Origin of the sequence: Paraburkholderia sprentiae WSM5005, assembly GCF_001865575.2 — a bacterium.
GTDB lineage: Bacteria > Pseudomonadota > Gammaproteobacteria > Burkholderiales > Burkholderiaceae > Paraburkholderia > Paraburkholderia sprentiae.
Map to the genome: position 1 here is coordinate 301,389 of NZ_CP017562.2, position 26,752 is coordinate 328,140.

At 61.5% G+C, this 26,752-nt stretch carries 31 protein-coding genes; 17 read left to right on the forward strand and 14 right to left on the reverse strand.

The genetic code is table 11. The features are described 5' to 3' along the window. The first annotated feature begins 106 nt into the window (after window positions 1–106). From BJG93_RS18115 to BJG93_RS18145, 7 genes are all read left to right on the forward strand, one after another. On the forward strand, window positions 107–394 hold the full coding sequence (locus BJG93_RS18115) for a hypothetical protein (protein WP_027195688.1): 288 nt from the start codon (window positions 107–109) through the stop codon (window positions 392–394). A 316-nt stretch (window positions 395–710) separates the two neighbouring features. Further along, complete coding sequence (locus BJG93_RS18120; protein WP_027195689.1) at window positions 711–2,123, forward strand: efflux transporter outer membrane subunit; 1,413 nt, start codon at window positions 711–713, stop codon at window positions 2,121–2,123. A gap of 237 nt (window positions 2,124–2,360) precedes the next feature. Then, window positions 2,361–4,949, forward strand: a complete 2,589-nt coding sequence (locus BJG93_RS18125) for an FHA domain-containing protein (protein WP_027195690.1) — start codon at window positions 2,361–2,363, stop codon at window positions 4,947–4,949. Further along, window positions 4,927–6,300 (forward strand): HlyD family efflux transporter periplasmic adaptor subunit, encoded by a 1,374-nt coding sequence (locus BJG93_RS18130; protein ID WP_027195691.1) that lies wholly within the window; start codon window positions 4,927–4,929, stop codon window positions 6,298–6,300. Before BJG93_RS18125 ends, BJG93_RS18130 begins: the two co-directional genes overlap by 23 nt. Before the next feature lie 37 nt (window positions 6,301–6,337). Then, a complete protein-coding gene (locus tag BJG93_RS18135) occupies window positions 6,338–7,090 on the forward strand; it encodes a peptidylprolyl isomerase (protein WP_027195692.1) in 753 nt (250 codons plus the stop codon). Window positions 7,091–7,129: 39 nt separating this feature from the next. Beyond that, entirely contained in the window at window positions 7,130–10,198 is a 3,069-nt protein-coding gene (locus BJG93_RS18140; RefSeq protein WP_027195693.1) for a peptidase domain-containing ABC transporter, read from the forward strand. Next, window positions 10,195–11,556 (forward strand): sigma-54 interaction domain-containing protein, encoded by a 1,362-nt coding sequence (locus tag BJG93_RS18145; protein ID WP_027195694.1) that lies wholly within the window; start codon window positions 10,195–10,197, stop codon window positions 11,554–11,556. The genes BJG93_RS18140 and BJG93_RS18145 overlap by 4 nt, the downstream gene beginning before the upstream one ends. Before the next feature lie 33 nt (window positions 11,557–11,589). Here BJG93_RS18145 and BJG93_RS18150 read toward each other — a convergent pair whose 3' ends face one another. Both BJG93_RS18150 and BJG93_RS18155 read right to left on the reverse strand, forming a co-directional pair. After that, window positions 11,590–12,360, reverse strand: a complete 771-nt coding sequence (locus tag BJG93_RS18150) for a PP2C family protein-serine/threonine phosphatase (RefSeq protein WP_027195695.1) — start codon at window positions 12,358–12,360, stop codon at window positions 11,590–11,592. A gap of 5 nt (window positions 12,361–12,365) precedes the next feature. Continuing rightward, window positions 12,366–12,653 carry a hypothetical protein gene (locus tag BJG93_RS18155; RefSeq protein WP_027195696.1) on the reverse strand — a complete coding sequence of 96 codons (288 nt, stop codon included), beginning with the start codon at window positions 12,651–12,653 and terminating at the stop codon, window positions 12,366–12,368. A 451-nt stretch (window positions 12,654–13,104) separates the two neighbouring features. Here BJG93_RS18155 and BJG93_RS18160 point away from each other — a divergent pair, with 451 nt between their 5' ends. Next, complete coding sequence (locus BJG93_RS18160; protein ID WP_027195697.1) at window positions 13,105–13,626, forward strand: lecithin retinol acyltransferase family protein; 522 nt, start codon at window positions 13,105–13,107, stop codon at window positions 13,624–13,626. A 41-nt stretch (window positions 13,627–13,667) separates the two neighbouring features. After that, window positions 13,668–13,919, forward strand: coding sequence for a hypothetical protein (locus BJG93_RS18165; RefSeq protein WP_027195698.1), 252 nt, complete (start codon window positions 13,668–13,670; stop codon window positions 13,917–13,919). A 4-nt stretch (window positions 13,920–13,923) separates the two neighbouring features. Here BJG93_RS18165 and BJG93_RS18170 read toward each other — a convergent pair whose 3' ends face one another. Next, window positions 13,924–14,802: a LysR family transcriptional regulator gene (locus tag BJG93_RS18170; RefSeq protein ID WP_027195699.1), complete on the reverse strand. Its 879-nt coding sequence runs from the start codon at window positions 14,800–14,802 to the stop codon at window positions 13,924–13,926. 339 nt (window positions 14,803–15,141) lie between these two features. Here BJG93_RS18170 and BJG93_RS18175 point away from each other — a divergent pair, with 339 nt between their 5' ends. The 3 genes from BJG93_RS18175 (at window position 15,142) to BJG93_RS18185 (ending at window position 17,351) form a co-directional block, all read left to right on the forward strand. Beyond that, window positions 15,142–15,633, forward strand: a complete 492-nt coding sequence (locus tag BJG93_RS18175; RefSeq protein ID WP_027195700.1) for a DUF4126 family protein — start codon at window positions 15,142–15,144, stop codon at window positions 15,631–15,633. A gap of 239 nt (window positions 15,634–15,872) precedes the next feature. Next, window positions 15,873–16,919, forward strand: a complete 1,047-nt coding sequence (locus BJG93_RS18180) for a phytoene/squalene synthase family protein (protein ID WP_027195701.1) — start codon at window positions 15,873–15,875, stop codon at window positions 16,917–16,919. A gap of 183 nt (window positions 16,920–17,102) precedes the next feature. Continuing rightward, entirely contained in the window at window positions 17,103–17,351 is a 249-nt protein-coding gene (locus tag BJG93_RS18185) for a hypothetical protein (RefSeq protein ID WP_027195702.1), read from the forward strand. A 280-nt stretch (window positions 17,352–17,631) separates the two neighbouring features. Here the strand turns inward: BJG93_RS18185 and BJG93_RS18190 are convergent, their stop codons facing one another. After that, window positions 17,632–17,946, reverse strand: a complete 315-nt coding sequence (locus BJG93_RS18190; protein WP_027195703.1) for a DUF4148 domain-containing protein — start codon at window positions 17,944–17,946, stop codon at window positions 17,632–17,634. Between the two features lie 222 nt (window positions 17,947–18,168). After that, entirely contained in the window at window positions 18,169–18,477 is a 309-nt protein-coding gene (locus BJG93_RS18195) for a Rossmann-fold NAD(P)-binding domain-containing protein (RefSeq protein WP_231337615.1), read from the reverse strand. On the opposite strand from BJG93_RS18195, the gene BJG93_RS18200 reads away from it, so the two are divergent. Beyond that, window positions 18,388–18,801 (forward strand): LysR substrate-binding domain-containing protein, encoded by a 414-nt coding sequence (locus tag BJG93_RS18200; RefSeq protein WP_231337602.1) that lies wholly within the window; start codon window positions 18,388–18,390, stop codon window positions 18,799–18,801. The genes BJG93_RS18195 and BJG93_RS18200 overlap by 90 nt on opposite strands. Window positions 18,802–18,857: 56 nt before the next feature. On the opposite strand, the gene BJG93_RS18205 is transcribed toward BJG93_RS18200, so the two are convergent. Continuing rightward, complete coding sequence (locus BJG93_RS18205; protein WP_027195704.1) at window positions 18,858–19,310, reverse strand: winged helix-turn-helix transcriptional regulator; 453 nt, start codon at window positions 19,308–19,310, stop codon at window positions 18,858–18,860. 161 nt (window positions 19,311–19,471) lie between these two features. Between BJG93_RS18205 and BJG93_RS18210 the strand changes: the two genes are divergently transcribed. Next, window positions 19,472–20,092, forward strand: coding sequence for an NADPH-dependent F420 reductase (locus BJG93_RS18210; RefSeq protein WP_051374270.1), 621 nt, complete (start codon window positions 19,472–19,474; stop codon window positions 20,090–20,092). 28 nt (window positions 20,093–20,120) lie between these two features. Here the strand turns inward: BJG93_RS18210 and BJG93_RS18215 are convergent, their stop codons facing one another. Then, on the reverse strand, window positions 20,121–20,984 hold the full coding sequence (locus BJG93_RS18215) for a class I SAM-dependent methyltransferase (RefSeq protein WP_027195705.1): 864 nt from the start codon (window positions 20,982–20,984) through the stop codon (window positions 20,121–20,123). A gap of 74 nt (window positions 20,985–21,058) precedes the next feature. On the opposite strand from BJG93_RS18215, the gene BJG93_RS18220 reads away from it, so the two are divergent. Next, the gene (locus BJG93_RS18220) at window positions 21,059–21,490 is read left to right on the forward strand and encodes a helix-turn-helix domain-containing protein (protein ID WP_027195706.1); all 432 of its coding nucleotides are present in this window, start codon (window positions 21,059–21,061) and stop codon (window positions 21,488–21,490) included. A gap of 281 nt (window positions 21,491–21,771) precedes the next feature. Here the strand turns inward: BJG93_RS18220 and BJG93_RS18225 are convergent, their stop codons facing one another. From BJG93_RS18225 to BJG93_RS18245, 5 genes are all read right to left on the reverse strand, one after another. Then, window positions 21,772–22,023, reverse strand: a complete 252-nt coding sequence (locus tag BJG93_RS18225) for a DUF1488 family protein (RefSeq protein WP_018425166.1) — start codon at window positions 22,021–22,023, stop codon at window positions 21,772–21,774. A 70-nt stretch (window positions 22,024–22,093) separates the two neighbouring features. Further along, window positions 22,094–22,411: a hypothetical protein gene (locus BJG93_RS18230; protein WP_027195707.1), complete on the reverse strand. Its 318-nt coding sequence runs from the start codon at window positions 22,409–22,411 to the stop codon at window positions 22,094–22,096. Between the two features lie 110 nt (window positions 22,412–22,521). Beyond that, the gene (locus BJG93_RS18235; RefSeq protein WP_167544170.1) at window positions 22,522–22,659 is read right to left on the reverse strand and encodes a hypothetical protein; all 138 of its coding nucleotides are present in this window, start codon (window positions 22,657–22,659) and stop codon (window positions 22,522–22,524) included. Between the two features lie 142 nt (window positions 22,660–22,801). Next, a complete protein-coding gene (locus BJG93_RS18240) occupies window positions 22,802–23,317 on the reverse strand; it encodes a DUF2867 domain-containing protein (RefSeq protein ID WP_027195708.1) in 516 nt (171 codons plus the stop codon). A 184-nt stretch (window positions 23,318–23,501) separates the two neighbouring features. Further along, window positions 23,502–24,077 (reverse strand): TetR/AcrR family transcriptional regulator, encoded by a 576-nt coding sequence (locus BJG93_RS18245; RefSeq protein WP_027195709.1) that lies wholly within the window; start codon window positions 24,075–24,077, stop codon window positions 23,502–23,504. A gap of 186 nt (window positions 24,078–24,263) precedes the next feature. Here BJG93_RS18245 and BJG93_RS18250 point away from each other — a divergent pair, with 186 nt between their 5' ends. Both BJG93_RS18250 and BJG93_RS18255 read left to right on the forward strand, forming a co-directional pair. Then, window positions 24,264–24,902: a glutathione S-transferase gene (locus tag BJG93_RS18250; protein WP_407675328.1), complete on the forward strand. Its 639-nt coding sequence runs from the start codon at window positions 24,264–24,266 to the stop codon at window positions 24,900–24,902. Window positions 24,903–24,936: 34 nt separating this feature from the next. Next, window positions 24,937–25,113 (forward strand): hypothetical protein, encoded by a 177-nt coding sequence (locus tag BJG93_RS18255; RefSeq protein WP_231337557.1) that lies wholly within the window; start codon window positions 24,937–24,939, stop codon window positions 25,111–25,113. 86 nt (window positions 25,114–25,199) lie between these two features. Here the strand turns inward: BJG93_RS18255 and BJG93_RS18260 are convergent, their stop codons facing one another. Both BJG93_RS18260 and BJG93_RS18265 read right to left on the reverse strand, forming a co-directional pair. Further along, a complete protein-coding gene (locus tag BJG93_RS18260) occupies window positions 25,200–25,772 on the reverse strand; it encodes an OsmC family protein (protein ID WP_027195711.1) in 573 nt (190 codons plus the stop codon). Between the two features lie 45 nt (window positions 25,773–25,817). Then, window positions 25,818–26,750: a hypothetical protein gene (locus BJG93_RS18265; protein WP_027195712.1), complete on the reverse strand. Its 933-nt coding sequence runs from the start codon at window positions 26,748–26,750 to the stop codon at window positions 25,818–25,820. Between the last annotated feature and the right edge of the window lie 2 nt (window positions 26,751–26,752).

The following is a 26,752-nucleotide window of genomic DNA, read 5'->3' on the forward strand; positions in this document are numbered from 1 at the left end:
AGGCGGGACACTCCTGGCATAACCCATGCATCAGTAGCGCCCGAGCAGACAAGTTGCTCGAACCCGACGCACGACGATGCCCGTTCCCTTTTCCAGGAGATTCGACATGAACACGCTGATGATCAAGGACCTGCCCAACACCGAACAGCTCGACAGCAAGGCGATGAGCGCGGTGCGCGGCGGCAACGGCTACTACTGCCCGATGTCTCCGTCGTACTTCAGCTACGCGCCCGTCTATGCGCCGAGCACCACCAGGAACGTCTCCACGACGCAGATGATCAACACGGAGATGAACATCCAAAGCGCCAACGGCAACAACTCGGCGTTGGTCGCGGGTACGACGACCTTGATCGAACCGCACATTACCTCGAATAACTACTCCCACGTGGGCTGAACGGTGCGGCGCACGCGCGGCCCGAGCGGCCGCGCATGTGCGCCCTGCAACAGGCTGGTCGCTCAAAAAGACCGCTCATTCAATCGTCCTTTCGACGCATCCTTCGCGTATCCGCCGCTCCCCGCATCGACGTTTCCGCGGCTTCATTGCCGATGCCGCGCGAAATGCGGCTCGGCCTGAAGCCGGGCAGCTCGCGCGAAACAGGCGAATGCAATCGGAGATCATCGTGTCAGCATTGCCGGAATCATCGCCCGATTTGCCGTGTGATTCGCCGCAACGTCAGCGACTCTGCGCTGCGACGACGGCGCCGCGCGACATGGGCCGTGTGCTGCGCGGCATCGGCGCCGCAACGATGTGCGCGCTTGTGTTGAGTGCGTGCGTCGACGTGCGCATGCCGGCTTATCAACGCCCGGACACGCCGGACAAGACATCGTGGTCGGATCGCAAGGGCGCACCGGTATCGGCGGCGCAGACGATCGAGCGCGACTGGTGGAAGGGCTTCCAGGACCCGTACCTGAACACGCTGATCGACAAGGCGATCGACGGCAACTTCGATATCCGGGTGCTGGCCGCGCGTATCGAAGTCGCGCACACGCAGATCAGCGAGACCCAAGCGGGCGCATTGCCGAGCGTGGACCTCGGGGCGGGCACCGACATCCAGACGTCGACCGGACAGCCTTTGACAAGGACGTATAACGTCGCGCTGCAGGTGAGCTGGGACATCGACATCTGGGGCAAGGTCGAAAAAGGCGTGCAGGCGCAAAAAGCCGAATTCCACGCGAGCGAGGCGGATTGGCGCGCGGGGTATCTCGAACTGGTCGCGAATGTGGCCAGTACCTATTTCCAGATCCTGCAATTCGACGACCAGATCGCGCAGCAGCAAAAGACTATCGACACGAACCGGCAAATCCTGACGATCTACCAAGGCCAGGCGCGCAACGGGCTCGTGCCGCAAACGCAGGTCTTGCGCCAGCTGGCGGAGATCAACCGGCTCACCAACGATCTGTTCGAGCAGCGACGCTCACGCGCGGTCGCCAACAACGCGCTCTGTACGCTACTCGGCGTGCCGGCCGGCGAGTTCCAACTGCCGCAGGGTCATTTGCAGGACCGGGTGAAGTTGCCGAGCGTGCCCGATGGCTTGCCCGCGCAATTGTTGTCGCGCCGTCCCGACGTGGTGGCGGCCGAATTCAGGGTGCTCGAGGCCTATGACCTTGTCGGTCAGTCGAAGCTCGCCCAATTGCCGACCATCGGCCTTACCGCGCAGGGCGGTACGGCAAGCTACGCGCTCAACCAGTTGCTGAAGTCGTTCACGTTCGGCCTGATGCCGAGCATCAACATCCCGCTGTTCGATCCGGGCGTGCGCGCACATGTGAAGGTGAGCGAAGCGCAGTCTACAGTCGCCGAGCAGCAATATCGCGTGGCAGTGATGGGCGCGTTCGAGGAAGTGGAAAATGCGCTCGTCAATCTGAGTGCCCATAAGGCGCAGCACGCGGAACTGCAGCAGCAGGTGGCGCGGCTGCAGATCGTCGCGGACCAGATCCAGTCGCAACTACGCCTTGGCGTCGTGTCGCAACTCGAAGTGTTCGAAGACGAGCGGACCTTGCTGGAGGCGCAACAGGCCTTGCTGGCAAATCATCAATTGATTCTGTCCGATACGGTAACGCTTTATAAGGCGCTCGGCGGCGGCTGGCCAGGCGTCGACGTACAAGCGCAGATCAAAGAGAAGTAACGAAACATTGAGCTAATCCTGGTGTTGGCGTATCACGCGGGTATTTCGTCGGCTGATGACTTACGCGCTGTCTTCTCAACCGGCGATATCCAAATTGACACTCTCGATGCGTGACTTACAATCCTTTAGGGGTCAGCGTTTGCGTGGCTCGTCACAACGACATGGTTGCGCCGTTGTTCTTCGTCCCGTTCGCCCCGCGTCGTCGCCGCGGCGGGTAAACGCTTAGTGATCCAGAAAATGGCCACCGGCGAAGCTCCGATTGCTGAAATGCGCGCGACAGTGGGCACTGCCTTCGACGTGGTGTTGTCGCCGGTAGCGTGCGCGCAGCGCCCCGCGCTCGAAGCGATTCGCATCGTCGACAACCTGTTCGCCATCGGCCGCAGCGAAGCGCCGTTCAACGACTACCCTCCGCAATGGACCGCCGGTCTCTCGCGCCGGCATGCGCGCGTTTTCGTCGAGCATGGCGCGATTTATGTTGCCGATCTAGGCAGCAAGAACGGCACCACGGTCAACGGCATCGCGGTGCGGCAAGCTCCCGCGCGCGTGTGCGCCGGCGATGAACTCTGCTTTGGCGGTGAGCTGCGCTATCGGGTCGGCATCGAGCCGCGCGCGCGCATCGTCGCGAGCGGAAGCGCTTCGCCCGTCACGCATCTATTGCTGGTGCCGCAGCGCGATGACCTTGGTCTGCAACCGGTCGACGTGCTGGCTTTTCCGTTTCTCGTCAGCAAGACGGACGAGGTTTTCTCCCGCTATAAAGATCGTTATCCGCACCAGGTCAATTACATTTCGCGGCGCCATGCGCATCTGTTTCTGAAGGGCGGTGCGCTTTATGTCGAGGATCTCGGCAGCACCAACGGTACGTTCGTGAATGGGCAGCGGCTCGGCGAATCGGCGCTTGCGCTGGTGGATGGCGACGTCGTTGCATTTGGCGGCGACCACTTCGTCTACAGGGTGTCGCTGCAGAAATCCCCCGACGTCGAACCCACCGTGACCCAGCTTTCTCTTCGTAGCGCTGCCGACAGTGGCGCCGATGCCGACAAGACCACCTTCGTCGGCGCGGCGCATTCGTTTCTCGAGATCTTTTGCGTCGATCCGGCGCTGCAACGCGAAGACGAAGTCAATGAAGCGGCGCAGCCGGGCGCCGCGCGCGCGAAGCGCGATGGCGTAGCGACGGCAAACGGCGCGCAGGGGGCGCATCCCGCGGACCCGAAAGACCGCGCGAATGAAAGAAGCGGCAAAGGCGGCGTAAAGCGTCAGCCGCGACGCTGGAAGATGCTCGCCGGCGAACTGCACAAGGCGTTCGCGGACGGCGAGCATACCAACGCGCGGCGCGCCGCGGCATGGGGCGGCGCGGGTGTCGCAATCGTGGTTGCGCTCGGCGTGGGCCTCTATCTGCACGGTTCATCGGAACGGGAGTTGAAGAGCTTGCTCGCGAGCGGTGATTACTCGAGCGCCGTCACGGTGGCGCGCGGCTATCTGGCCACGCATCCGGCGGACACGAAAATCAGCGTGCTCGCGAGCGAGGCGTTGCTGAAAGGCGAATTGCCGGGCTGGCTCGAAGCACTGCAAAAAGCGCAGTTCGACCGGGCCGATGCGCTGCTGAAGAACATGAAGGCGTTGAGCGTGAATAACGCCGATGCCGCGTCGCTGGTCGGCGAACTGCAATGGGTCGGCGATCTCGAACGCTTCGTCGCGGCGCGCGGCGGCGTCGACGCGCCGATTCGCATGTACACGGACGAAGCGACGATCAATGACCTGCTGCACCGCTGGGACGACGACGCGACGAGTCATCAGCGCGCGCTCGACCGTATTGCGAGCTACGTGCCGGTCTTCGCGGAGCCCTACGCGCAAGCGCTCAGTCATCTGCGCAAGCTCGAAAGCGACGATTCGGTGTACGTCGCCGCGATCGACCGGCTGAACGGCGTGATCCTCGCCGAACTCGCGCGCGACAAACCCGACGCGTTGCCACCGGTACTCGACGATTACGCGCAGCGTTATCCACGGCTCGCGGGACTCGATCGCGTGCGTGACGATTTGCGCCAATACACGGCCTTGCTGAATGCCGCGCTGAGCCGCCAGTTGACGTCACTGCTAGCGATGATGAAAACCGCGCGCTTCCGTACACCGCCTTTTCAGGCCCAATTCCGGCAGCTTGCGGCTACGCGTTTGCCGGCGGCGGACGTCGTTCAACGTCAGGATGCGGTCGACGCCGCGTGGCAGCGCGGCGACGCGCAGCAGGCGCTGAACGATTTGCAGTCGATGCCGGCGAGCCCGTGGTCCGACGTGCTGGCGACCGAAGCCGCGCACAAGAAGGGCTTGTTCGATCAATACAACGATTTGCAAAAAACCCGTGGCGCGAAGGATTACGACCAGCGTCTGCTGTCGTTTTACGCGAGCCTCGATCCGCAGACCGACGCATGGTTCGTCCAGGCGGTCCAGAAAGACGTTGCCGCGTTGCATGACAAGGCACTCACGCACGCGCAAGATCTGCTGCTGCGCGCGCAAAGCCTGTGGAAGACATACCGCGCCAATGGTTCGATCGGCGGCACGCAGCGGCTCGAAGCCGGCATCTCGGCGGGCTTTCGCAACGAAGCGCGGCTGCTGACCGAAGCGCAGACGGCGGCGCGGCAGGGCATGCGCATCTACACGCAGTTGAAGGCCGATCATCCCGCCGATTTCGATCGCCTGCTCGCGGATATCGAAGCCGAAGCGAGTTTGCAGCGTCGCTCGTTGACCGAGTTGCGCATGGTGCTGGACGCTGGGCTTTTGAAGGCGAAGCTCGCATTGATTGGAGGCGATCAGAGTGAAACGCGACCCTCACCCTAGACCGTTGTCGGAGGCGCTCGAAGATCATAGCGTCGAAGGCATCGCGATTCTGACGTCGGAGCCGATGCGGATCGCGCGTGCGCTGATCTGGGCGATGGTTGCGCTCGTCGTCTCGGGTTTGTTGTGGTCGTTCGTCGGTCGCGCGGACGTGATCGTCAGTGCGCCTGGCACGTTGTCGCCGGAATCGGAAGTACGGCGCATCTATACGCCGATCGACGGCGAACTCGCGGATCTGTATATCGCCGAGGGGCAGCCGGTGTCGAAGGGCGACGTGCTGGCGCGACTCAATGCGCGCGGTGCGATCGAGGCCGCGAGCAATGCGTTGCAGGCCCAACTCAAACTCGAAGACGCCGAACGCGAATGGAAGCAGTTTCCGCAGAAGAAGGCGTTGATGGAACGCAAGGCCGCGTCGCTGAAGGCGCAACTCGAAGTCGAAGAGCGCTTGCACGAGAATCGCGTTTCAGAAGGCACGACGAAGCTTGCCGAAGGGCAGAAGGCCGAACTCGACGAAGCGCGCAGCTCGCTCGACAACGCGCGCCGTGTGCGCGAAGCGGCGAATCAGGAACTCGATCGCTATTCACGGCTGTTCGCGCAACCGGGCGGCGGTGGTATCGCTGAATTGCAGGTCGAGCAGAAACGCACGGCCGCGCTCGAGGCGGATAACGCATACCGTGTCGCGCAATCGAAGCTGTCCGAGCTCGACTTCCGGCTGAGCCATGAATATGCGCAGGCGAACGCGCAACTCGCGACGAGCGGCCAGCAAAGCACCGATCTGCAACTGCAATACGATGCGGCGGTGCGCGATATCACCGATGCGGAAGACAAGCTGCGCGTGCAACTGCAAAGCGCACGCCTCGAAGCCGATGCCGCCGCGCGCGTGCGTTTCGAGAACATCGACAAGGATAATTTTCTGCTGATTCTCGCGCCGGTTTCGGGCGTGATCACCGACGTCACATCGACGCAGCGCGGCGACAAGATTCAGGCGAATGCGCCGCTCGGCGGCATTGCGCCAAAAGACGCGCGGCCCGTGCTGAAGATAGAAATCGCCGAACACGACCGCGCTTTTCTGCACGAAGGCCTGCCGGTCAAATTGAAGTTCAACGCGTTTCCCTACCAGCGCTATGGGTTGATCAGCGGCACGCTAGCCTATATCTCGCCGGCCACCAAACCGTCGGCGCAGGACAAGCAGCCGGTCTACGAGGGCCGCGTCATGCTCGACAACGATTACTACCAGGTGGCCGGCACGCGTTATCCGCTTCGTTACGGCATGACCGCCAATGCGGAAATCGTCGTGCGTGAGCGGCGCCTGATCGATCTCGGTCTCGATCCGTTCAGAGAGGTGGCGGGTTGAGCGCGCGAATCAAACATTCACCAAAGGAGCGGAGCAAATGACCGCGATAGTGCGTATCGATGACGAGGTCGTGGACGTCGACGAGTTCATTCGTCTTCTTAAACTGACCGGCCAGTTCGAGAGCCTGATCGAGCAGATCGTGCGCGACAAGCTGACCGTCCATGCGGCGAAGAAGCAGGGCGTTGCCGTCAGCGTCGACGAAATCCAGCAGCGCGCCGACCAGTTTCGCCGCGTGCGCGGGCTGCATCGCGCAGCGGATATGAATCATTATCTCGACGCGCTGCACGTGAGCCTCGACGAATTCGAGGCGTTCATTACGGACGGCCTCTATCAGGAGAAGATGCTCGACGAGATCGGCAACGACGCGGCGATCCGCGATTACTTCGCATTGAATTCACCGAAGTTCGACGCGCTCGAAGTCAGTCATATCGTGCTCGATAGCGAAGGCAAGGCGAAGGAAATGATCTCGTACCTGCGCGACGACCCCGACAGCTTCGCCGAGATGGCGCGCGAGCATTCGATTGCCGATACGCGCGAGTCGGGCGGCGTGATCGGCAAGGTGCTACGCGGCTCGCTGAAGCCCGACATCGAGGCGAAGATCTTCAATGCGGCGCTCGGCGATCTGCTCGGGCCGTTTCCGTCGGCCGACCGTTCGTGCTTCGAAATCTTCGCGGTGACGGCCAAATATCCGGCCACGCTCGATGCCGACGTGGCCACCGAAATCCGCCGTTTGCTGCGCGAGAGCTGGCTGATAGCCCGCGCCCAGGAACACGTGATCGAAGCGCGCTAGTACCCGACTAGCGACCGATAAAGCGAGGCTCGCCGATACATGGATGCCCCCCAGACCGCGCCATCCGCGTCTTCCACCGCCGAATTTCTCGCTTCGGTGGAGATCCTGTCGGCGTTCTCGCGCGACGAGATCGAGCGGCTTGCCGACTACGCGCAGGCCAAGTCCTATTCGTTCGGCGAAACGGTGTGCTCGGCGGGAGAGGTGGCCGACGGGCTCTATGTGATCCGCTCGGGTACGGTGCGCATCTTCACCGAGGAGCACGGCAAGGAATCCAGCAGGGGCGTGCGCAAATCGGGGGAGATCTTCGCCGACATTGCGATGCTGCGCACGTACGTTCACGAAGCGTCGGTACGGGCGTCGGCCAGGACCGAATTGCTGTTCATTCCGCGCACAGCGCTCGAACCCGTGATGGCGGGCAACGCCGCGGCGTTGGCGTTCGTCGCGAGCTATGTCGCGATCAATTCGGCCGGCGGCTTCGTCGCGCAACTGTTCGATCTGCGCGGCAAGTTGAACAAGGCGGAACTCGAGGAATGCGTGCGCAGCGTCGGGGCCAAGCGGGTGGCTGCCGGCAAGGAGATTCTCAAACAGGACGGCCGCGACGACAGGCGGCTTTATCTGGTGCGGCAGGGCCAGGTGCGCATCGTGCGGCAGGAGCAGGGCCACGACTATACGCTCGCCACGCTCGGCGAAGGCGAGATCTTCGGCGAGAAGGCGTGCCTGATGCGCCAGGAACAGATGGCATCGGTCGTCGCGACCACCGACACGCGGCTACTGGTCATTCCCGAGCGCACCGTTCATTTCATTCTCGAACGCAATCCAAAGCTACGCGAAGTACTCGACGAGCGCATCCGCTACGGCGACCGCGAATTGCAGCGGCAAAAGCGGCTCGAACAGCGGCGCAAGCTGCCGTTGCTGCTCGACCTGCAGAGCAAGCCGGAACTGGGCGAAAGGATCATCCGGCGCTTCGCGCTCGTCGAGCAGGCCGAGGAGATGGATTGCGGCGCCGCCTGCCTCGCGATGATCTGCCGCCATTACGGCATTCCGATGACGCTCGGAAAACTGCGCGAACTCGCGAATGTGACGACGCAGGGCGCGACGCTCGATAGCCTCTCGCGCGCGGGCGAGTCGCTCGGCTTCACGACGCGCGGCGTGCAATGCACGTTCGATTCGCTCGCCGGCTTCGATCTGCCGTTTATCGTGCATTGGGAGGGCTATCACTACGTGATCGTGTACGGGCTGTCGAAGGACTATGTCTGGGTGGCGGACCCGGCACTCGGTTTCAGAAAACTGAGCGTCGAAGACTTCGAACGTGGCTGGAGCGGCACCTGTCTGTTGTTTACCGGCGGATCGCAACTGTTGCAGATGTCGGCCGCGCGCTCGCCGTGGATCCGTTTTGTCGGCTATCTGAAGCCGTACCGCAAGATACTGGGCTATCTGTTTCTCGCGACTTTCGTGATCCAGGTGCTCGGCGTGATACCACCACTGATCATTCAGAACATTCTGGATGGCGTGATCGTGCATCAGAACGTCAGTCTGCTCCATCTGCTGATCGGCGGGCTCATCATCTCCAACGTCTTCACGCAGTTGATGTCGACGATTCGCGCCTATCTGGCGAACTTCATGGTCCGCAACATGGACTTCGCGATGATGTCGCAGTTCTTCAAGCATACGATGTCGCTGCCGTTCTCGTTCTTCGCGAAGCGCAAGACCGGCGATATATTCGCGCGCTTTCAGGAGAACCAGACGATCCGTGCGTTCCTGACCGAATCCACCGTGACCACCGCACTGAATCTGCTGATGATCTTCATCTACTTCACGATCATGTTCGTGTACAACGTGAAGATGACGCTGGTGTTGATCGCGTTCGTGATTCCGATCATGGGACTCACGGTGATCGCGACGCCGAAGATCAAGGGCTACGCGCGGGAGGTGTTTACGGCGTCCACCGAGGCGAAGTCGTTTCTGATGGAGGCTCTGGCCGGTGTCGAGACCGTCAAGGGCATGGGTATCGAGCGGCCAGTACGGTTACGCTGGGAAAAGAAATACGCGAAGGCGCTTGAATTGCAGTATCGCGCGCACGCATTCAATATTCTGGTCAGCTTCGGCAGTCAATTGCTGAATGCGGCCACGACGATCGCGATTCTGTGGGTCGGCGCGAATCTGGTACTCGCGCGCGAATTGACGATCGGCCAGCTGATCGCGTTCAATGCGTTCATGGGCAGCGTATTGAGTCCGCTGATGGGGCTCGTCGGCCTGTGGAGCATGCTCAACGATGCGGGCGTCGCGATGGAACGGCTCGGCGATGTGCTCGATATCGAGCCCGAACAGAAGCCGCAGGATTTACCGTCGCGCGTGATGCTGCCGGAGCTGCAAGGCGAAATCAGCCTGCAAGGCGTGTATTTCCGCTATGGCGAAGACGATTCCGCTTATGTGCTGGAGAACATCAGCTTCGATATCAAGCCGGGCGAGCTGGTCGCGATCGTCGGGCGCAGCGGATCGGGCAAGACTACGCTGGCGAAGCTGCTGGTCGGCTTCTATCAGCCAAGCGAAGGGAAAATGACGATCGACGGCTATGACTCCGGCGTGATCGACAAGGCGTATTTTCGCGCGCAAATCGGCTACGTGATGCAAAGCAATCTGCTGTTCTCGGGCACGATCGCCGAGAACATCGCGAGCGGCGACGACGCGCCGGAGCGCCGCCGCATCGAGGAAGTCGCGAAGATGGCCGACGCCCACGGCTTCATCAGCAAGATGCCGCTCGGCTATGAGCAGATCGTGGGCGAACGCGGCATCGGTTTGTCGGGCGGTCAGATCCAGCGGCTTTGCATCGCGCGTGCGTTGTATCACGATCCGCGTCTGCTCGTATTCGACGAGGCGACCTCGGCGCTCGACTCGCAATCGGAAAGCAATATTCTCGGCAATATGCACGACATTCTGAAGGGCCGCACCGCGGTGATCATTGCACATCGTCTCAGCACGATCATGCGGGCGGACAAGATTCTCGTGCTGTATGAAGGCGCGATCGTCGAACAGGGCCGTCACGAAGAGCTGATCCAGCGCGGCGGCATGTACTACCAGCTGGTGCAGAAACAGTTGAGCGCATCATGATGAAGATACTCGACCAGATTGAAGAGGCGAGTCCCGCAATATCGTATGCGGGACTGATCGAGCGCATCGAGATCCTGCGCTCCACGTTGCGCTGGTCGTCGCGGCTCGAACGCGCCGATATCGACAAGCTGCTGAGGCAGGCCACGTCGCTGCGCGACGAAGTCATGCAGCTTTCGCACAAGGAGCGCTTCGTGCAGGCGGCCACCGCGGGCGAGCCGCAGACGAGCGCGGAGCAATCGCGCGGTGCGCGCCGCAAGGCGCTGCTCGAACGCAGCTTTATCTTCGAGGGAACGTTCGGCGACAATCCGCGTTTGCTCGAATCGCTCGAAATCGCGGAAAAAGCCGCGCCAACCGACCTGCCGGTGTTGATCGATGGCGAAAGCGGCACGGGCAAGGAGCTGATGGCGAAAGTGATCCATGCGAATGGCGCGCGTGCGGACAAGCCGTTCATTTCCGTGAACTGCGGCGCGATTCCGGACAATCTGCTGGAATCGGAGTTGTTCGGGCATCGCAAGGGCGCATTCACCGGCGCGTCGAACGACCGCAAGGGCAAATTCGAAAGCGCGCATACGGGCACGATCTTTCTCGACGAAATCGGCGAGTTGCCGCTCGCAGGCCAGGTCAAGCTGTTGCGCGTGCTCGAAGCGCATGAGATTCAACGCGTCGGCTCCGACGAAACGATCGCGGTCGATACGCGCATCGTCGCGGCGACCAATCGCAATCTGCGCAAGCTCAGCGAGGAAGGCCGGTTTCGCGAGGATCTGTTCTACCGGCTCAGCGTGATTCACGTGACGCTGCCACCGCTGCGCGAACGGCGTGATGAAATTCCGTTGCTGATTGCGTGGTTCGGCGACGAAGCGGCGGGCACGCTGAAACGCCGGCCGGTCAGATTGACGCCACGTTTGCGGGACTTTCTGTTGAGCTACGCGTATCCGGGCAATATCCGTGAATTGCGCAACGTGATGTACCGCATTTCATGTCTGGCGGGAGAGATGGCCGACGTCGAGCATTTGCCGCTCGACATGCGGCCCGCTGCGCCCGGCTCGGCGCCGGCGCCGGCGCAGGTGGATGGCGGGCAGGCGAGCGGCGAGCAGCCGATCAGTGTCGCGAACCTGATGTCGTTGAGCGACGCGAAGCGGGCGGCCAGCGACGACGCCGAAAAAGCATTCCTCGAACGCGGACTGCGTGAAGTTGGCGGGACCGTCGCCGAACTGGCACGGCGCATCGATATGAATCGCTCGCACTTGCAGATGCTGCTGAAAAAGCACGGCCTGCACTCAAAGGATTTCCGCAATCGCAATGCGCCGCCCACGAAGAACGGCGCGAACGAGCGCGACGAGGAAGACGACGAAGGCTAATGAGGATTCAGCGAAACGCTCGCCCGAAGACGATCAAGGCGCCGGATTCCGCAAGGTGTTGTCCGCCGCATTCGGGTCCTGCGCTTCGACGACCACTGCGGTAATGTTGTCGCGCCCGCCGCGCGCGAGCGCGAGCTCGACGAGTTCGCAACATGCGTTTTCGCGCTCCGCCGACGTCAGCACGTCGGCGATCTCGTCGTCGCTCAGTTCATTGCTGAGACCGTCGCTGCACAACAGGAACACGTCGCCGTCGGCGACTTCGATCGCATCGTCGTCGAGTTCGAGCAGATCCGTCGCGCCGACCGCGCGCGTGATCATGTGCTGCGCGGGGTGATGGCGCGCCTCTTCGTCGGTGATCACCCCGAGCGAGCGCAACTCCTCGACCTGGCTGTGATCGCGCGTCAGTTGCCGCAACTGTCCCGCGCGGTACAGATAAATGCGGCTGTCGCCGGCCCACACGTAACCGCAGAAGCGATCGCAGGCAAGCAGCGCGACCACGGTGCTGCCGATGCGCTGCACCTGGCGGCGCGCGGCTTCGTCGCGCAATTGACGGTTCGCGATTTGCAGCCGCGCGCGTGCATCGGCAATCAGCGTTCTGAGGCCCTGCGGCTCGGCCAGCGTGGTCAACGCGTCGATCACGGTGCGGCTCGCAAGGTCGCCGACCGCGTGCCCGCCCATCCCATCGGCGACGGCCCAGCGTCCCGCTTCGGGCTCGTCGAGGCAGGCGTCTTCATTGATTTCGCGCACCCGTCCCGCGTCGGAACGCGCAGACGATGTCCAGAGAAATTGGCTCGCGCAGGTCACAACGGCTACACCATGTCGTTTCTGTTGCGTGCGTCCGGAGACACGTTGAGGTTCGCGTTCGCGCCGGTGTTGCGTACGTCGACCGACTGAAACTGGTTGATCATCTGGTTAGCATAGAAGTTGTTGGAGACCTCGTACAGATTGACCACGGGCCCGATGCTCGGCGTTTGCGGCACATAGGGCTGAATCCAGCCATAGATCCACGGCGCGCCGCCGCCACCGCGAATCGCCGCCATCGCTTTGCGATCGAGCGCGAGGTTCAAAGAGAGGTCGTTCAATTTGATGCAGGACATGTCGTTCTCCGGTTGGCCGCATGCGCAATGCGCGCGGCTGAATGGACTCTGCCCGGGACGCTGCAAACACCATGCCAATCAGCAACGGATTGCAGCCTAAGCGCGCCGCGCGTTGACTGGCGCGCCTTTGCGCAGTTCGACCCCGCGCGCGGTCGACGCGATCGGTCGGCTCGCGGCCAACAAGCTCGCACTCGAACAGGTGTAGGACCCAACACATGGATCGGGTCCCGCGTGCGCTTCATTTCACGCGAAAGCACCACGCGACACCCCTCGCAAATGAGCGTCACACGCTAACAGATCAGCGCGATTTCTGTTGGTTCGGTACTGACATTCTCGTCTTCAGAAACCTGCTCAATTAGCCGTCGGCCCGGCAAACAAGGGCTTTCCGGCGCTTGGCCCGGATCATGCGAAAGCTGTCGCAACTGTGTTGGAAATGCGAACGAGGCCAGCCATGAACACCCCAACGCTCGATACACGCGACGACGCCCCGCCATCGGCCGCGATTCGCGACACCGCATCATCGACGATCGATCTGCCGATCGGCGCGCATCTGGTCACGCAGCGTAACGGCTACGAACATCACGGCATCTATGTCGGCAACGGCCGCGTCGTGCATTACGCGGGCTTCGCGGGCTCGGTGCATCGCGGGCCGGTCGAGGAAGTCGAACTGGCGCGCTTCGCCGCCGGCCATTCGCTGTCGGTTCGCGCGACGCCTAGCGCGATCTACGGCGGCACGGAAGCGGTGCGCCGCGCGCGCTCCCGCCTCGGCGAAAACCGCTATCGCCTGCTGACCAACAACTGCGAACACTTCTGCGCGTGGTGCCTGCTCGGCGAAAGCCGCAGCGAACAGGTGCATTGCTGCCTGCGCGACCCGCGCACGGGCGTGCGTGCGCTGCTGTGCCTCGTGAAGTCGTTCGTCGAGAGCGGGACGAGGCATCAACAGCGGGCGGCGCAACTCGCGCAACTCGCGTGAGCGCAGCGCGTCGGGAACGGGACGCTTCGAGGAGAAACATCATGGTTGCAGCAGAAAAGACCTTGCACTGGGCCGTCGACAAATGGCTCGCGCCCACGCCGTCGATGCCCGCGCGCGTCGTGCGGTTCTGCCATCGCGCGTCGCAACAGCAGCGCTATGTGTGCGTGCAGGCGTTGAAGCCCGAAGGACTGTTGTCGATCTTCTTCTTCCGCCACGGCGATGGTTCGTGGAACGTGTTCCCGCCGCAAGCCGAGCGGCCCGCGATGAACGGGCATTGCCGCACGGCCGCGTAGAAACTCATGCGCGGCCCGGCGTGGCCGCTTCCCTTGCGATCCACTGTTGGAATAGCACCATGGCCGGCGTCATCGGCTTGCCCTTCAGGCAGGTCAGCCAGTAACTGCCCGCCTGGACCTCGACGTCGAAAGGGCGCACTAGACGCCCGCTTTTGATCTCCGGCTCGAACATCGACGCAGGCGCGAGCGCGATGCCCGCGCCCTGTATCGCGGCTTCCACCATCAGCCGCGACGAATCGAACACCGGCCCGCGCACCGGCCGCGGCGCGATGCCCGCGGCCGCGAACCAGTTCATCCAGTCGTCCGTGCGGTACGAGCGCAGCAGCGTTTCGTTGGCAAGATCGTCAGGCCGCGCCAGGCGCGCGGCGATCTCGGGCGTGCAGAGCAGCGCGAGCGGCGCGTCGAGCAGTTTGGTGGCGAGCGAGCCGGGCCACGTTCCGTCGCCGAAACGGATCGCGAAATCGAGGCCTTCGGTCGCGAGGTCGACGAGATTGTTGTTGGTCAGCAGCCGCAGTTCGACGAACGGATGCGCGTCGCGAAACGATGTCACGCGCGACATCAGCCAGCCGACCGCGAACGTGCCGACTACACCGACCGTCAGCACCTCGTGAAAATGGCCGCCGTCGAACCGCTTGAGCGCCGCCTCGATGCGATCGAACGCGTCGGAAAGCACTGGCCGCAGCGCGAGCCCTTCGTCGGTCATCACGAGGCCGCGCGGCAAACGCTTGAACAGCGCGGTGCCGAGCCGCTCCTCCAGCGAGCGTACCTGCTGACTGACCGCGGCTTGGGTCACGTTCAGCTCTTGCGCGGCGCGCGTAAAGCTCAGATGCCGCGCGGACGATTCGAACGCGCGCAGCGCATTCAGCGGGAGATACGGTCTCATGGTGCAGATAATGGGTTTTCTTGTGAGTGGGCTAACTTATCATCATCGGCCCGCTTCGCCGACTTCCGGTCTGATATTCGCCTGTCGAATCGTGCGACACTTGGACCACATCGACGGCGGCAAACGCCCGCCCGGCGCCACGCGAGACCCGCGGTAGCGGGTCGGAGACAAAGCGTCGGCAAGCGTGAACAATCGTGAACGGCCACTGCGGATTGCGTCGATGTAGGTGGGAGAAGTTGACTGTGCAGATGGAATGCTCGACATGTTCTGCCGACGTTCGTCCTGATAAGCCGTCGGCTTGTGCAACCTTGCATCATTGCCCTCGATCGGGAGTCCGCTATGTCCGTGTATGTTCTGGCCTTGTTCATCGGCGTCGTCGCCGGCCTTCGCGCGATGATCGCCCCCACCGCCGTCAGTTGGGCTGCGCGTCTGGGATGGCTGCCGCTGCAAGGCACGCCGCTCGCATTCCTCGGCTTCACGGCCACGCCGTATATCTTCACCGTGCTGGCGGTGATCGAACTGGTCACGGATCAATTGCCCGAAACGCCGAGCCGCAAGGTGCCGCTGCAGTTCGGCGCGCGCATCGTGCTCGGTGCGCTGAGCGGCGCGGCGATCAGCGGCGCGCATGGCGGCCTCGCGGGCGGCTTGATCGTCGGGGTTCTCGGCGCGGTGGTCGGAGCCGTCGGCGCGGTGATCGGCACGCTCGGCGGCGCGAAGGTGCGCAGCTCTCTCGCGAACATGTTCGGGCGCGATGCACCCGCGGCGTTGATCGAGGACGTGGTCGCAGCGGTTGCCGCGGCGTTGATCGTGGTGTCGTTGCATGGGTTCTGACACGCTGAATGTGCCTGATCGGCTGGCTCATCACATTGCACGCGACGGCCGGCAGAGGCCACAGGCAGATAGCCACGCGCCACAGGTTGGCAAGCGCCGATGCGCACCGGCATCGCGGGAAGTCGCGCAAGAGTCCCGGCAGTGTCCTGTTATCAGCCGCGCCCGGCCGTATACAATTCGGCAGCGCCTGAGCGCCGCGGGCTTTCCCCGCCTATTTGCCAACCAATCCAACTCGACCCATGCCGGATTCGACCCGGGCCTTCCTTCTCGGCCCGCTCCTGAAAGGCGTTTCACGCTCCTTCTACTTGACGCTGCGCGTATTGCCCATCGGCATGCGCGATCCGATCGGACTCGCCTATCTGCTCGCGCGCGCGGCCGATACGATTGCGGACACCTCGCTGATTGCACCAGCTCAACGCCTCGAATTGCTGCTCGCACTACGCGATCAGGTCAATGGTGTGGCCGTCGACAGCGCGCCGTTCCAACGCATCGCCGCGGAACTCGCAGATCAGCAGGCACAGTCGGATGAAAAGCTGCTGCTCGAATCGTTGAGCCCCGCACTCGACGTGCTCTCACAACTGAGCGAGTCCGACCGCCAAGCGGTGCGCGCAATCGTCACGACGCTGACCGAAGGCATGGAATTCGATTTGCGCACGTTCCCCGACGAACGCTCCGGCCAGATCGCGGCACTGCGCGAATACGACGAACTCGATCGCTATACGTATCTGGTCGCGGGATGCGTCGGCGAGTTCTGGACCACGATGACTTACGCGCACATGCCGGGCACGCTGAAAGAACAGCCCGACACGATGACGCAGCGTGGCGTGCGTTTCGGCAAGGCATTGCAGATGACCAACGTGCTGCGTGATTGCGGCAAAGACTTGCGCATCGGCCGCTGCTATCTGCCGCAGAGCATGCTCGAGCGCCACGCTCTGAGCGCGCGCGATCTGCTGCAACCGGCCAATTCGCTGCGCGCGCGGCCGCTGCTCGGCGAACTTCTGCGCAAGAGCCTCGACCATTTCCGCGCGGCGCTCGACTATACGCTCGCGATTCCGGCGAGCGCGGTGCGCTTGCGGCTCGCCTGCCTGTGGCCGATCCTGATCGGCCTCGACACCTTGCTGCTGCTCGCGGATAACGACGCGTGGCTCGATCCGGCGAAAGTGTCGAAGGTGACGCGCCATCGCGTGTATCGGATCATCGGGTCGTCGCTGCTGCTGGTGCCGTCGAATGCGCTCTTGCGCAACGCGATCAATAGCCGCATCGCGAGGATCGAAACGCGGCTGTAGGCGTAAACGCCTACGGTTGCGCGCACAGCTACCCGCATCGAATAAAACTGAATCGCTTCAATGCACTACGAATCGCCCGCAGTAGCCGCGATTTATTCTGGATCATTGAACCGTCAACAATCGGGAAAGCCCTAGGCCACTGCATTCGCGCTTCGCGTTAGTCTCTTCGAAAAGGAGGCGACCATGCGACAAGCGTTCAATATTGCGTTGGTGCTTTTGCTTGGCTATTTGATGGCGGATCGGACGTTGATGCGTGCGCAGGCGGGTGAGGTCGGCACGATTACCTGTCACCAGGGCGCGGCGCTGGTCAAATCGGATGCGTTGAAAAAGGGCTTTGGTGACGCTGGCGCGAGCGCGCAGAGCGAGAGCTTCCTGTCGAGTTGCCTCGTGACCGGGCGCGGCCAGGTCGGCGATCTGATCGCGCGCGACTGAGCGGGGGCAACTGAGGATTCGTCGCGGTGCACGCAGAGCGCCGCGAAAAAGCGCCCAGACCGTGAAGGCCTGGGCGAAGTCATCGGGAGTCCGATGACGGAGGTAACCCCATATTGAACTGGCCCGCGCTCGGAGATACCCGAGCCGCGGGCCAGTTCATTTGAATCGGGATGCGCGTCGCAAGGACGCGCTATTCGGAACTGCTAGCGGTTCGTGTCGCCGCCGTACGGCTTCGGGCGACACAACTGCTGGGCTTCACGAACCGCCTACTGCTTACCGCTTAATGACCGAAGTAGACCGACTTCGGGCCAACCGTCGGAGCCGCATGGCTCGATTGCGACGTACCGCTCTCTACACCACCGAAGCCGCTAGTGGCCTGGCCGACGCCGTTTTGCGCGTCGACGCGGGCTTGCGCAGCCTGGATGTCAGCCGGGTAGTGCGGGTCGGCGTGACCGGGTTGATAGCCGGCCTGTTCGAGTTGGACCAGTTCGGCGCGTACCTGAGCGCGCGTCACGGGCTGGTTGGCTTGCGCAAACGCAGCGACCGGGGCGGCGATAGCGACGGCGATGACAACGGCTTGAATCAGCGATTTCATGATACTTACCTCCAGTTCACGGTTTTTTGTGCTGCGAACTTGCTTGTTCGTAGTCAGTGATTACATTGTAGATTGGTGAACTAGGCAGAGTAACTCGCGAGATGGGTAATGTTTATTGCGATATTTGATACAGAAGTGCGGAACCTTTAGGGTTAACGCGTAGGCGATTATGGTTGCCTCCCTCGCGTCCGACATGCTCTACGCAATACCGGTGGGCAGTACTTACGCCGGTTCGTCAAATGCAGTGCTTCGTGTCAGCGTCTCCCAAGCGTCAAAATCCCGGGCCATTGCAGCAAGCTGTTTGCGTGCGAGTTCAAGCGCGTCGACGCCCAGTAGCAGATGCAACGGCGGTTGTTTCGCTTTCAGCGCCTCGATGATCGCAAGCGCGCCTTTCGACGGATCGTTCTGCTGCTTCCCATCCGAGGCGAGCAGGGCGTCGCGTTGCTTACCCAGCGTTGCAGCGAAGTCGTCGCCTCGCCGGCATATCTGTCGCGACATCGAGCGCCGGCAACGCCGGGGGAACTGCAGCATCACCGCTGCATCAACTACCGGATGGAAAGCACGGGCAGCCTGTATGCATGGGAGTTTGAAAAGGAGGGGCGAGCGCTGAAAGTGGCGCCGTCAGGGCCGCTGACTTTCAATGAGCCCGGCCCGATGTTGCAGGCCGCTGTCGATGGTCTTGGCGTGGCCTACGTACTGGAGCACGAGGCGGCGCCGCATGTTGAAACGGGGCGTCTGGTTCGGATACTGGACGACTGGTGTCCGCCGTTTGCGGGATTCTTCCTCTACTACCCGTCGCGCAAGCAGGTTTCGCCGGTGCTGGCGGCGTTAGTGAAGCGCCTGCGGGCGCAGTAGCCGGTGGTTTGTGCTTATTGTCCGTGCGACCCGATAGGGCGCGCTTGCCGTCATGCTCATTCCTTGCTCTGAGGAAAGACACACCCGCCGTTGCGGACCAACGCCTTCACCTCTTCGCTCACCTCTATTCGGTCTCGCTTCAATCGCGCAAGGAAATCCTTGCGGCGCCGCACGTACGACTTCGAATCGTGCTTTGCGCTCCAAAGGGCTATGTCGAGCACGATGGGAATCAGGTCCAGGCCTTTCTCCGTCAACGTGTAGAAGTCCTTGCGCCCGTCGGCGGGGCTGGGCGTCCTCGAGAGAATCCCTTGCTCCTCAAGAAAGGCAAGGCGGGAAGCCAGGATATTCGTCGCGATTCCTTCTTCCGATTTCAGGAACTCGCCGTACGTCTTCTTGCCAGCAAAAACGATGTCGCGAATGATCAAGAGCGACCACCTGTCGCCGAAGATCTCTACGCCGTAGTTCACTGCGCAATGTGACCGAATGTCTTGTTTGCTCGTCGTCTTCATGGCTGGATCTTAGCATCGCTTGCATGTCACAAGTAAAATCCCGGTCAGTTTACTTGTGTTTTGCAAGTTACATGGCTAGCATGATTCATACGCCGAGCGCGGTCACTAGATGGCGCCCGTGCTGGACGAATGCTCAACCCATAACAGCAAGGAAGTTCGCAATGAAAATTGGCTTTATCGGCGCCGGGATTGTCGCCCAATCGATTGCCAAACACACCCTATCGGTGGGTCACGAGGTTGTACTGAGTAATTCGCGTGAGCCTGAATCGCTCGCCTCCGTTATCGCGGAGTTGGGTTCCGGCGCTGCCGCCGGAACGGCTAAGGAGGCTGCCGAGCAGGACCTCGTGGTGCTCGCCACCAAATGGTGGCACGTGCAGGCAGCGTTGTTTTCGGTCAGCGACTGGAAAGGCCGGATCCTGGTGGATACGACCAACCGCGTTGCCAGCTATCAGCCTTTGATGTTGGGCGACATATCCGGTCGGACGTCGAGCGAGATCGTCGCCGATCTCGCGCCGGGAGCGAGGGTCGTCAAGGCGTTCAACACCGTTCCAATGTCTTGGATCTCGGATTTCTCACCAGCAAAACGGAAGACCGCGTTCTTCGTATCCGGGGACGATGCCGACGCCAAAAAGAGGGTGACCGACCTCATTGAGCAGATCGGTTTTTACAGCCTCGATCTCGGTTCCCTCGCGGTTGGCGGCCGACTCCAGCAAACCGGCGGACCGCTCGTTGGGGTCAATCTGACGTTTAACGAACGGTTCGTCCTTCCTACGATCGACTGACCGGATGGACACGTGCCGCTTCTTTGTGTCAGGAACGGCCGTCCGTAGACAGCGCTCGCGCGCTGAGCATCCAGCAGGCCGCGGTGTAGCGAACTTCGGTTCCGTGCACATAGGGGTCAAAGGCGGCGCGGACAGATTCAATGACCTGGGTTCGCGTCCGCTCGTCCGTTTCCTGAAGGATCCGACCAACAGGGCCTAGCCGGCTGAAGTAGCTGACCAACTCCTTCTCGGGCAAAGTGCAGTCCATATCGATCGGCCGGATGTCGATCTCCGCCCAGCCGCTCTCCTCCAGGATAGCCGACACCCGATGCGGGTCCGCGAAGGAGAATTGCCCTGGCGCGTCAGGCCGGCGAGCGGGCAGGTTCGGCAACAGGGGTGCAGCGGCGCGCTCGGCGGTGGTCATGAACGGATTGTCCTCGGCACTGCGCCAGGCAATGCAGCGCAATCCGGCGCCGTCCTTTGCAGCGCACCGCAGGTTTGCGAACGCCAGCGACGGGTTCTCGAAGAACATGATGCCGAACCGCGACATGATCCTGTTGAAGCTCGCCGGCTCAAAGGCATGGGTCTGTGCGTCGGCACAGACGAAGCTGGCTGTCGAGTTCTCTCGCTCGGCACGCCGCCGGGCGACCGTGATCATCGGGGCGGAAACATCGATTCCGATGCAATGGCCGTTCGCGCCGAGCCGCCGTGCCGCGGCAAGCGTCGTGGCGCCCGTGCCACAGCCGACGTCGAGCACCCGCAGCCCGGCTCCGGCGCCCATCATGTCGACCAGTAGCTCCTCGAGGGGCTTGAACATCTGGTCGAGTACCGCCTGTTCGGCTATCCATGCGCGACCGGCGCTGCCATTCCAAAGTGCCGTCTGCGCGTTTTCAGTCTGGCGTGTGACATCCATGATCGTTGTCCTTGGCTTGCCCCCGGGGAGCGGAAGCTAAACTATGCAAGTTCAAGTCGACTTCAGGTCAAGCGATGTTCAAGCTAGATATCGGCGAGGTGGTGCGGCGATCCAGCGTACCCGCATCGACGCTGCGGTTCTACGAGGCAAAGGGGCTGATAGCGTCGAGCGGCCGCCGGGGATTGCGCCGCCTGTACAACCCCGGCGTGCTGGATCAGTTGGCATTGATCGCGCTGGGGCGCGCTGCCGGCTTCTCGCTCGATGACATCGCGTTGATGTTTGCGCCGGCGGGGCAGCCGCGCATCGACCGCCGGATGCTGGTGGCCAAGGCCGACGAGTTGGACGCGACGATCCGCAAATTGAGCGTCATGCGCGACGGGTTGCGACATGCCGCTGCCTGCCCCGCACCAAGCCACATGGAATGCCCGGCGTTTCGCCGCATCCTTCGCGCTGTCGCATCCAGGGGTATTCGAATGCAAAGGAAGACAGCCCCACAGCGACCGTAAAGCAGGTTCGAGGAACGGCCATTGTCGACCATCTGGATGGCGTCCTCGCTACACCATTTGAGCCATTACAGACCGAATGGCTCAAATGGGTCCGATTGCTGGTTGGGACGCGGCCAAGGGATCAATGGATCTTTCGAGGCTTCATCGCATAAGTTTCTCGAAGCAAGTCGAAGCGAGCGTGCGCTTTCTCCCGCATCCTCGCCTCCAGCGCAACCCTCGGCGGATGCCTGCGCGCCCGATGCGGCGGGGCGTGTCGCTCGCGGCCCGCCCAGGCTTCTTCTTTAGTGCAGCGTGTAGAGAGTCTGCGGCCCCTCAGCATAAAGGGTCATGGCGACCTTCAGGATCTCATTGCGATTCCGGTCGAAGGAGGCAAGCACCTCGGCTTCGTCAGTACCGAGGGCGGAGTCGAAATGCTTCAGTACGCGGTCTTCCACAAAGAAGGTAATCTCGCGTGCTTTGTCGTATCCCCAGAACCACACGCCATGCCTGATCCCATCATAGCTGCGGCTGGGGTTGGAAAAGCTAAGTGCCATGTGTCGTCCTTCGTTCTACGCCTCGAGATGGACCGGGTTGCACGCTCACTACCTGCGCGGAGCGCTCCCGCTAGTGCGGATCGCCTTTCATGCTTTCGGCTTCCATCGCGGCATGCAATTCCTCATACGCCTCGATGGGTTCCATATCCTGATCGACGAATGCCGCGGCGCGCTCAGCGGCGGTCGACGCGTCGCCCGGGATATCGCTCTCGCTGACGTCTTCGGTGCTTGGCGGCAGCAGCATGTCCTCAAGCATCCCGCGCAGTTCGGGCGTGTTCCATGGCTTGCCCAGCTTGGCCTTTCTGTTCAGGTAGTGACGAATTTCCGAGTCTTGCTCGGCCGTGAGCGGAAGCCCTCGAAAAGTGGGGTCGGAGTTGTGATGGATCATGATGCGCCTCCCGAAGCGGCTTGCGCCTTCGATGTGGAGATATCAATTTCCTGCGGTAAACGCTAGAAGTTGCATGCGATCGCTGTGCGGCGTGTCCGCGGCCAACCGATTTATGTCTTTTTCTTGGCAACTCCTTCGTTCGCAATCCGCGAATGAACCGGGCTGAACGGCTTTGCCGGCACTGACGGCTTCGTGGGTTGCTTGGGCTTTTTCGCTTCGCGTGTGCTGCGTAATTGACTTTTGGCCATGGTGTTGCTCCTGGTGCGTTGCGTGACTAGGTGACATTCCCAGCATACGCGCTTAGCTTGGTCTCGGCGTCAAAATGAACGGATCTGGCGTGTCGCTACGCGGAAAACTGACAGGGTTGGCCGATTGCGAGTGGGATCGCCGTTATGCATTGGGCCATCCTAGCCGCTGCGCGCGATGAAGCGAAGCTCGGACGACAACCCGATGAAAAGGCGCGATGAGCGTGATATAGGCTCGCCCCAGCGGACGCTTGTAGAAGACGAGCGTCGTGACTGTGAGGCGGGATCGACCGTGAGATGACGGCTGCACCAGGACCGAGAGGCGAAAATCCAGATGCGTGTCATCCTCGCCGAGAACGATCTCGTCGTCATATCGTTCGAATACGTGAAATAGGCTTATCCTGTCGCCTCCTTTCTGCTTGAGGTCAGCTGCTGTCTTCAAGCCGAACGGCCGCACGAGAATGTCCCGGAATCTCAGCAGCATGCCAATCCACGCGGGCTGCCTGGCGAAAACGTGTCGTGCGAGCGCCTCTGCGTCGTGGCAGGCTCTTTCTGGCAGGTCCACCGAGAACGCGTCCGCGAAATCAGCCAGGCCGTACGACAGTCTCAACTGCGAGCACGGCGGCAAATCGGACTGTTCGATGTTCGGATAGCAATACATGTGCGATCACCAATGCGAGGGTCTTGGGCCGAGACGTTATAGCAGCGAGATGTCGCCGTCGACCGCCGACTCCCCGCCCAACATGTGCGGTGAAACGTCAGTCGCCAGAAACGTTTGCCCATCCGACACACCGGCACCTGCACCTCGAAGGCCAGGAGGCGTCGTACCGGCTTTTTTTCTACTGCTATGCCGGCAAAAGACCGGCAATACGATAGCTTTCAATTAACCCATCGTAGACAGAGATATCCGCGCGACTTCTGGCGATGAGTTGAGCGCCGGCGACGGCTGCGAAGATGGCGCGAGCACGCCCCCCGCGCTCCTCGGCCCGGACAATCGCCGTGGCGGATAGCACCTTGCTGAGCCATGCAACATTCACGTCCGCAAAGGTTTGGACCTCCTTGGTCACCGCCTCCGGCAAGTCATCAGATTCGGCGGCCATGAAGCTGCAGAGGCAGATGCGATTATCGCGCTCCAGTGCCGTGCGAAATGTATCCGGATAGCGGCGCAGACAGTCGATCGGATTCGCGGATTCGGCCCAAAGTGCATCCAGGGTGGCTGCCGAGTCCTCCCAGTAACGCCTCGCCACCTCGGCTCCGAGATCGGACTTGCTTGCGAAGTGATGGTAGATGCTCGCGGCCTTGATGCCGACAGCCTCAGCGAGATCACGAAAATTCAGGCCGCTGTAGCCGTGCGCTTGCGCAATCTCTGTAGCAGCCGCCAGGATTCGTTCCCTGGAGCTCAAGCCCGAATCGTTCTTCACTGCGACCGCCTCCTGAAACTGGGATGACTGTTGACACAGCGAATTGTACCCTCTATGGTAAACCTAACAAGCGTTAGGTAGGTCGGTGGATACTGTCCCCTATCCCCCGATCCCGAGTAACCGCCACCTGGAGAGGTAAGCATGACATCCGGCATCATTCATTCCGATGTAACCGAACTGCCCATCATGACGATTTACGATTTCCCCAAGGGACCTTATCCGACGCGGGTGCGTATCGCTTTGGCCGAAAAGAATCTGCAATCGCGCGTCGAGTTCGTGATGGTCGATCTTTACAAGGGAGAGCACAAAAGGCCCGAGTTCATCTCAGGGAAAAACTACTCGGGTACGCTGCCGGTCCTCGAACTCCATGACGGAACGTGCATCGCCGAATGCACCGCTATCACCGAATACCTCGATACGCTCGATGGCGCACCCGCACTGACCGGCAAAACACCGCTCGACAAGGGCGTGATCCACATGATGAGCAAGCGCGCCGAGCTGGAATTACTCGACGCCATCAGTGTCTATTTCCACCACGCCACGCCTGGACTGGGGCCCGAAGTCGAGCTTTATCAAAACCCCGAATGGGGATTTCGTCAGCGCGACAAAGCTCTCAGGGGCATGCAGTACTTCAATGACGTCTTGAAAGAGCAGCCGTTTGTCGCCGGAGATGCATTCTCGATGGCCGACATCACCGTCATTGGCGGCCTGGTCTTTGCGTCGATCGTGAAGCTGCGGGTGCCCGCAGAGTGCGAAGCCCTTCTCGCCTGGTACGCGAGAATGCGCGAACGCCCGAGCGTCAAGAGCCAGCCGGCATTTGCCTGAAATCGCAGCTGTCGCCACACGCCTGGAGACGGGCATGGCATGGGTGAATGAAATCCGCACCCGGGGCGTCGATATTTCGTTCGGTGGCCACAAGCAGTCTGGTCTCGGCATCGAGCATGGCTTTGAAGGCCGGGTGCTCTCAGATCGGCCTGCGGTCTTTGCCCAAAGCGATCGGTCGGCGTGCGGCGTTGTTGGCGAACACCTGGTGTGAGAAGTTGGGCGTGCGTGCTCTCGCCTCCATCCGTTAAAAAAAGCGCCGCGGCGACGATTCGGGTCCCGCAGCGCCCCATCTCGAAGTCACTCGACCACAAACGTCGATTTCAAGGCGACCGCATTCGCCAGGTTGTAGACGTTGGGAGACGTGGCCATGACAGCGTCGTGGATTTCGGCGAATTGCTGCCTGGTGCCGCTGCCCTTGATACGAACGGTGAAACGCAAGCTCTCGTAGCCGTTTGCCACCTTGGAGTCGAGCCCAAGAAACCCTCTGAGATCTATTTCGCCCTCAGTCTCAACGTGCAGAGATTGGAGCGTAATCCCGCGAACGGCGCATTGCGCCGCGTAACCCACCGCGATGCAAGCGTTCAGCGCCGCGATCAGATGCTCCTGAGGGTTGGCAAACTGATTAGAGCCGCCAAGTTCGCAAGGCTCATCGATATCGATCGTGAACCGGCGCGACACGTTCTGTCCTCCGATCGAGAAGCCGTCTACCTCCGCGCGAGTCCGGGTCTGGCCTTGCCATGTCGTAGCAATGCGCCAACCGGTGGTGGCTTTCGAGGCATCGCGCCTGACGCTCTCGATCAGCGCGAACAGGTCGTCGACGTTGATGCCGTTGACGACGTTAGGTTGCTGGGTCTGTGCATTCGCATTCATATCGCATCTCCTTTACCTACGCGGGTTGTTCCGTTTCGGTCGATCTCATTGCAACGTGGCTAGCGCGGTCTGGATGCGCATGCCTTGGTCTTCGGAGATGAGCCTATGAAGAACCTCCCCGAAGTGGGGATGGCGTACACCGGAATGGATGTATTGCCACCGGTAAGCCTCCAGAAAATTCGCTTCGATCGACAGCGTTTCAACCTCGTCGACTGCGCGGCCGCAGTTCGCCGCGAAGTAACGCGCATCGGCTGCGGCCTGCGCCTGCAGAATGCCGTCGATTGCGGTGACCAGCTCGATGAACTCGTCGACAGCCTTGTCGCGCTCATTGGCCGTCACAGTAGCGTCGTGACGCTGCCATTCGAGTTCATCAAGGATGGCGTGCTGACTCTCTTCCTTCCAGTGATAGAAAAATACGTTCTTGAACAGTTCGGATAGCTGATCGTCTGGATTGATGCTCTGACGATAATGAAGCTGTGTGAAAAGTTCGATATACAACGTCAGCGCCAGTACGGCCCAGGTGCTCTTCCCGAGGATTACCGCGGCAATGGCATCGGGGTCGACGTCGAAGCGATAGCCGGCAGGCAGGGTTTCACCGATCATTTTGTCGATCCGGCGAAACAGCGCCTGATGCTTGATTTCCTCCTCGCTGAACCGAACCAGCGCCTCAAGAGCCACCTGGTCGCCGAGCCAGTAGTCGCGGCCGATTTCAAGCACCTTTGCGTTGATGAAGCGTTCGACCAGCCCGAACACGTTTGCATACGTGCGGCCCTGAATCTGACTGACAAACCGTTTCTCACTGCCGGACAGGGTGAAGAAATTCGGCGCCAGTGAGAGACCGTCGGGCAGATACTTCTGGGATGTGTCAAAAGTGCGGCCTCCAATCACGTCACGGTCGATATCCCAACTGACCATCTTTGAGGCGCGAATGCACCGGGCGTAACGATCGCGGTCGGAAAGTCGCGATACTGCTTCCATAG